This window comes from Natrinema sp. H-ect4, assembly GCF_041894845.1.
Taxonomy (GTDB): Archaea; Halobacteriota; Halobacteria; order Halobacteriales; family Natrialbaceae; genus Natrinema.
Map to the genome: position 1 here is coordinate 226,251 of NZ_JBHDYC010000006.1, position 6,012 is coordinate 232,262.

9 protein-coding genes are annotated in these 6,012 nt (G+C 64.5%); 4 read left to right on the forward strand and 5 right to left on the reverse strand.

Annotated features, from left to right (window positions below; all coding sequences use genetic code 11):
• The 3 genes from ACEWFR_RS10300 (at position 1) to ACEWFR_RS10310 (ending at position 2,746) form a co-directional block, all read left to right on the forward strand.
• Entirely contained in the window at positions 1–708 is a 708-nt protein-coding gene (locus tag ACEWFR_RS10300) for a hypothetical protein (protein ID WP_374060941.1), read from the forward strand.
• Positions 709–882: 174 nt separating this feature from the next.
• Positions 883–2,175 carry an O-acetylhomoserine aminocarboxypropyltransferase/cysteine synthase family protein gene (locus ACEWFR_RS10305; RefSeq protein WP_374060942.1) on the forward strand — a complete coding sequence of 431 codons (1,293 nt, stop codon included), beginning with the start codon at positions 883–885 and terminating at the stop codon, positions 2,173–2,175.
• Between the two features lie 181 nt (positions 2,176–2,356).
• Positions 2,357–2,746 carry a hypothetical protein gene (locus ACEWFR_RS10310; protein WP_374060943.1) on the forward strand — a complete coding sequence of 130 codons (390 nt, stop codon included), beginning with the start codon at positions 2,357–2,359 and terminating at the stop codon, positions 2,744–2,746.
• On the opposite strand, the gene ACEWFR_RS10315 is transcribed toward ACEWFR_RS10310, so the two are convergent.
• Positions 2,724–2,912: a hypothetical protein gene (locus tag ACEWFR_RS10315; protein ID WP_374060944.1), complete on the reverse strand. Its 189-nt coding sequence runs from the start codon at positions 2,910–2,912 to the stop codon at positions 2,724–2,726. The genes ACEWFR_RS10310 and ACEWFR_RS10315 overlap by 23 nt on opposite strands.
• A 193-nt stretch (positions 2,913–3,105) precedes the next feature.
• On the opposite strand from ACEWFR_RS10315, the gene ACEWFR_RS10320 reads away from it, so the two are divergent.
• Positions 3,106–3,642 carry a DUF5813 family protein gene (locus tag ACEWFR_RS10320; RefSeq protein ID WP_374060945.1) on the forward strand — a complete coding sequence of 179 codons (537 nt, stop codon included), beginning with the start codon at positions 3,106–3,108 and terminating at the stop codon, positions 3,640–3,642.
• Between the two features lie 378 nt (positions 3,643–4,020).
• On the opposite strand, the gene ACEWFR_RS10325 is transcribed toward ACEWFR_RS10320, so the two are convergent.
• From ACEWFR_RS10325 to ACEWFR_RS10340, 4 genes are all read right to left on the reverse strand, one after another.
• A complete protein-coding gene (locus tag ACEWFR_RS10325) occupies positions 4,021–4,194 on the reverse strand; it encodes a hypothetical protein (RefSeq protein WP_374060946.1) in 174 nt (57 codons plus the stop codon).
• A gap of 321 nt (positions 4,195–4,515) precedes the next feature.
• Positions 4,516–4,746, reverse strand: coding sequence for an Lrp/AsnC family transcriptional regulator (locus tag ACEWFR_RS10330; RefSeq protein ID WP_374060947.1), 231 nt, complete (start codon positions 4,744–4,746; stop codon positions 4,516–4,518).
• On the reverse strand, positions 4,746–5,516 hold the full coding sequence (locus ACEWFR_RS10335) for a TrkA family potassium uptake protein (protein ID WP_374060948.1): 771 nt from the start codon (positions 5,514–5,516) through the stop codon (positions 4,746–4,748). The genes ACEWFR_RS10330 and ACEWFR_RS10335 overlap by 1 nt, the downstream gene beginning before the upstream one ends.
• Before the next feature lie 215 nt (positions 5,517–5,731).
• The gene (locus ACEWFR_RS10340; RefSeq protein ID WP_374060951.1) at positions 5,732–5,962 is read right to left on the reverse strand and encodes an Lrp/AsnC ligand binding domain-containing protein; all 231 of its coding nucleotides are present in this window, start codon (positions 5,960–5,962) and stop codon (positions 5,732–5,734) included.
• Positions 5,963–6,012: the final 50 nt, after the last annotated feature.

Sequence of the window (6,012 nt, forward strand, 5' to 3'; positions counted from 1 at the left end):
GTGACAGCTCTCGTCGTCGGGCTCGTGGTCTGTCTGGCAACCCTTCCGGCACCGATCGCGGCCGCGAGCGAGGGGGCGCCGTCCGTCTCCGGTGTGGACACCACTGCGACGGCAGCGGCCGAGAGTACGCTGGTCGTCACCGATTCGACCGTCGAGCCTGGGACCACCGCGACACACCGGATCACGCTCACCGACGCGCCGGACGGCCTCGCCGGCTTCGAGGTCACGCTCGAGCTGTCCGGCGACGCCGCGACGGTCTCGAACGCCAGCTATCCCGACGCGTACGGGCTAACGACCGAGCCGATCACGAGCGCCGACGGCCGATCGGTGACCGTCGAGGCCGCCGACCTCACCGGCGAAGTGACGCCCGGTGCGACCAATGTCACCCTCGCGACCGTCGAGGTGAACGCCACCGAGACTGCGACCGGTTCGACGACGCTGCGAGTGGCGGAGTCCCAGGTCGACGCCGACGACGGTGGTCGCATCGAGCCGGCGCTCGAGTCGGGGACGCTCACCATCGGCGAGAACGGACCGAAAGCCGCCTCGTCACAGAACAAGGGAACCGAATCGGCGGACGGGACTGCATCCGATGGACCAGACGGAACCGATAGGTCGGATTCGTCGGAACCGATTCCCGGCTTCGCCGCCGGATCGGCGATCGGTGCGATAGCCGTTCTCGGGGCCGCCCTGCTCGCGCGGTCCCGCTGACGCCTCCCGATCGGCTTCCTGTTAGACACCGGCCGAGACGCCGAAAGCGATCGGCCTCGTCCGTTCGATCGATCGCCCGATTCGCTGGTCGGGACGCAAAGCCCCCCATTAAATGAAGGTACGCCGAACCGGTTCGTCCAGTAACTTTACCGTATACCGGTTTCTATACCCGGTATGAGCGACGATTCTGATTCGGACACGCACCGCTTCGCCACGAACAGCGTCCACGCCGGCCAGGAACCGGACTCGGCCACGGGGGCCCGCGCACCGCCGATCTATCAGACCACGTCCTACGTCTTCGACGACACGGACCACGCCGCCGCGCTGTTCGGTCTCGAGGAGATGGGCAACATCTACTCGCGGATCATGAACCCGACGAACGCGATGTTAGAGGAGCGCATCGCGACGCTCGAGGGCGGCGTCGGCGCGCTCGCGACCTCGTCGGGAATGGCCGCGTTCGACCTTGCGACCTTTATCCTCGCGGAGGTCGGCGACAACATCGTCTCCTCGTCGGCGCTGTACGGCGGCACCTACACCTACCTCACCCACACCGTCGCAAAGCGCGGCATCGAGACGAAGTTCGTCGACACGCTCGACTACGACGCCTACGCCGAGGCCATCGACGACGACACCGCGTTCGTCCACCTCGAGACGATCGGCAACCCCGCGCTCATCACGCCGGACATCGAGCGTATCGCCGATATCGCCCACGAGCACGACGTGCCGCTGTTCGTCGACAACACGTTCGCGACGCCGTATCTGTGCCGGCCGCTCGAGCACGGCGCGGACCTCGTCTGGAACTCGACGACGAAGTGGATCCACGGCGCGGGCTCGACCGTCGGCGGGATCCTCGTCGACGGCGGCTCGTTCCCCTGGGAGGAGGGCGACTACCCCGAGATCACCGAGCCGAACCCGGCCTATCACGGCGTCAACTTCCGCGAGACGTTCGGCGATATGGCCTTCTCGGTCGTCGCCCGGACCCGCGGGCTTCGGGATCTGGGCAACCAGCAGTCGCCGTTCGACGCCTGGACGACCCTGCAGAAACTCGAGTCGCTGCCCCTGCGGATGGAAAAGCACTGCGACAACGCGATGACCGTCGCGGAGTACCTCGAGGAACATTCGGCGGTCGACTGGGTCAACTACCCCGGTCTCGAGAGTCACGAAACCCACGAGGAAGCCAGCGAGTACCTCGAGGGAGGCTACGGCGGCATGATCACGTTCGGCCTCAAGGGCGGGTACGACGCCGCCGAGACGGTCTGTAACGAGGTCGACCTCGCGAGCCTGCTGGCGAACGTGGGCGACGCGAAGACGCTGATCATCCACCCCGCGAGCACGACCCACCAACAGCTCACCGAGGAGGAGAAGTTGGCCGGCGGCGTCACCGACGACCTCGTGCGCCTCTCGGTCGGGATCGAGGACGTCGACGACGTGATCGCGGACCTCGATCGGGCGATCGAACAGGTGTAGACGAGCCGGCTTCGACCGGCAGCGACAGCCACGACTGCGGGAGACGTCGACTGTGACGGATGCTGTCTGAGACCAATGACGACTCCGTCCCGGGCCGCTGACTTCGGCCGTCACCGCCGGTAGTTTCACCTCGCCGAGACTATCCCTCGTCGTTAAGGTCGCGGGGATCGACTGGTCAGCTATGCCGACCGGAATACTCACGTCAGAGGCGTCGGAGCAGATCGTCGCGACCTGCCGAACGGCCATCGGCGACAGCCTCCGTTCGGTCACCTACTTCACGCGCGACGACTACGAGCAGGTTTACCTCCGCGAGGACCTCGAGCGCGACGCCGATCTCTCGACGTTTATCGGCCACGAGTGGCGCGGGTTCAAGACCACCCAAACCGCCTACGAGGGCTCGGAGCTCGGTGCCTACGACTACACCATCCGCGTGTTCGAGAACGGCTTTCTGATCCGCGTGACGAACGACAGCGAGGGCGTCTTCGTCACCACTGACGGACTGACGGTCAAAGACTTCGAAGAGGTCGCGACGGCAGTGGACGCGTTCCTCAACGAGCGCGAGATTTCGTAGCGTCGCCGTCGCTCGAACGCTCGAGATCGCGGTCGTCATCGTCATCCTCCTCGGACTCGTCGTCGGCGTCTCGGCCACCGATCGGGAGGCCGGAGCCGTGGTCGCCGTCCGTTCCGAGGAGGTGAGCGAAGCGACGACGTTCTGCCGCGTGTTTATCCAGACTCATACCCCGGACAGTATCCGGTTTCCCCTGTAGTTATGCAGTTCATTTTCGATAACAACGGATTACTTCCCGTGAAACGGTTCCAACGACGACTACTGGAGTCGCCGACGCCGGGCACTGCCACAGTGACTTCTCGTTCGGCCAGCGCGATCACCACAACGTAACATCCTTTTCCGCCACGCCCGTGATACGGACAATGACAGATCTCCCGACTCCCGTCGAACGCGAACTCGAGTCCCATGACGCCTTCGCCCGGACCGACGACGGCTACGACCTCACGACGACCGTCTTCGAGACGACCGTCGCGGCCGACGACGCCGAGGGAAAGCGCGACGGCCGCTTTCTGGTCACCGTCGTCCTCCCCACGCTCGACGCCGCCGTCGCCGACGAGGTCGTCGCGGCCCCCGTCGAAAACGGCTGGTTCGAGACCCTCGAGCGCCGCCTCGAGGACGTCTTTACGGTCGCCCGCACGAGCACGCACGACGACCCCATCATCGAACGCGACGCCGACGAGGTCCGAGTTCGCCTCGAGTACACCGCGTGGGACGCCGGCGAGGGTGCCGACGACGCCAAGGCGCTAATCGAGTACGTCGAAGGCACCTTCGCCCAGGGGATCATCCCCGGCTACGACTATCGCGGCGAGGCTGCGACGCTGCTCGAGAACGCCCAGAGCAGGGGCCAGCAGGCCGCGAACGGGGACGGAGACGGGAACAGTGGCGGCATGCCGATGTAGATCGAAGTTTTGCGCTGTCGTTCGAGAGAGCTTCGCTCTCTCGTGACTGAGCGAATCGGAGCTAAGCGGGAGCGAAGCTCCCGCGAGGTCAGCGGGACTACGGTCCCGCCAGAATTCGCGATGTCTGCGAGACCAAAGGTCTCGCTTGATGACGAAAGGCGCTAAGCGCCTTTCGAACCACGGGTGCGCCTGCGGCGCACCCTCGGCAAAAATTCGATTAAACGGACTCCTCCTTCCCCTTCGGGTCAGTCGTCGGCCCGAGCGCCAAGCGCTCGGTGAACGGCGTCACTCGGGTTCTTCGAACCGCTCGTTCGTCGATGCGACAGCCGAGGAATGGGCCATCGGTAACTAAATCACTGTTCCGTCGGTCGCTTGCAACTACCGGTCGACCGCATAGACCTCAGCCCAGAGATATCCGATTCCGAGACAGGAGTAGAGAAGTCCGAAGATCGCGAATCCCAAGTTACGTTGCACGACGTACGAACTCGCCTGAGCGAGTCCCAGAAGGACCATCGCGACCCCGATTATCGCCTTGTGTTTCTTCTCCACCATATTGATTCGATACCCTGCTTGGGTGATAAGTCCCTTTGCTGTGTTGCCGCCTCACACGGGTATGGACATGTGATTGCAGTGGCCGGGAGCGCGACTCGAGCAAATGCGAGAGCCGCGCGACTCGGGGGAGGGCAGGCTGTTATACGAGTACGACCGCGAGCGAACCCGAAGGGTGAGCGAGCGGGCCGACGACTGACCCAGAAGCCGCGCTCGCGCGGCTAGCGGGGAAGGAGGAGTGCGTTTGATCGAAATTTCACCGAGGGACATCGCGCTGTGCGGCGAAGCCGTCAGCGCGATAGACCACAGAGTAAAATTTCGTTCTTAGTCCATCGCGATGTACGTCTGCGTGTCTTCGACTCCATCAATAGCCTGAATGCGGGTCGCCGCGATTTCCTTGACCGCGGCCGGAGACTCGACCTGCGCTTTCGCGATGAGGTCGACATCGCCGGCGACGATGTGGGCCGATCGAACGCCGTCGATCGATTCGATGCTGTCTCTGAGTCGATCCGCCTCGCCCGTGTTCGCTTTGATCATGACGAATGCTGTAACCATCAGTTGACACCTCCCGAATCCGAATCCGAATCCGAATCCGTCTCCGTCCCGCGCTGGAGCTTCGTCGCCGCCGAACTCGAGCCCCCGTCGGCGTTAGCGGCCGCCCGCTTCGGCGTCTCGCCGACCAGAAGCTGGCGGACCTCGCTCAGGACGTCGAAGTCCGCGAGGACGACGAGTCGGTCGCCGTCGTCGAGCGAGAGGTCCTCGTCGGGAATCCCGAGCGCCTGATCGCGCTTGCCGAAGGCGAGGACGGTTGCGTCCGCGGGCAGTTGCAGTTCGCTGATCGTGTAGCCGTTGACGGGGGCCGCGTCGGTGATCGTGAGTTCGACGACCTGCAGGTGCGGTGCGATGTCGGCGATGGCGCGGATCGTCCCGCCGAGCAGGGCGTTTTTCGCGCCGATCGCGCCCAGCCGCTCGGGGTAGATGATCTCGTCAACCTGATCGGCGTACTTGCGGTAGATTCCCTCGCGGTAGGCCTCGTCGATCCGCATGACGGTCCGACAGCCATAGTGGTTCGCGATCATGCAGGCGGTGAAGTTGACGTTGAGATCGCTGGTCAGCGCACCGACGGCGTCGGCCGCCGCGATACCGGCCTCCTCGAGGATATCCTCGCGAGAGCCGTCGCCCTCGACGGTGGGAAACCCCTGATCGCGGGCGCGTCTGAGCGTCGGCTCGTCGCGTTCGACCACCGTTACCTCGTGGTCCTCGTCGCGCAGGACGCGCGCCGTCCGCAGCCCGACCCGTCCGGCCCCGATAATGACGAACCGCATGGACAGGGGTACGCTCGCCCCGGTGAATAAGTTTGCCCCCGACTAGCACGGTATTCGTTCGACCGAGAGTCGACCGACGCTCGAGTTCGGCGTAACGCTCGAGTTCGGAGACTACGAGTGAATTTCCACGACGGTCGCGTCCGGCGGCTACACGGGTCCGCGAGAACACGCGAGACAACGGAGATTGCGGAGAATGTGCAACAGATCCGGTACCGTTAGCCCATCGCGATGTACGTCTTCGTCTCGGTGACGCCGTCGAGTCCCTGCATGCTCGAGGAGACGGCCTGAAGCACCTCGTAAACCTCAGACGCGTCGACCTCCGCGATGATGTCGTAGTTGCCCGCGACGATGTGGGCGCCGGCGACCGACTCCAGATCGGCAATCTCCGCGAGCAGACCCTCGGACTTCCCGGCGGCGGTCTTCACCATGATGAACGCGTGGACCATCGCCAGTGTGGTACACTCTGGCACGACTAAAGCCTTTGCCCGACGCCACC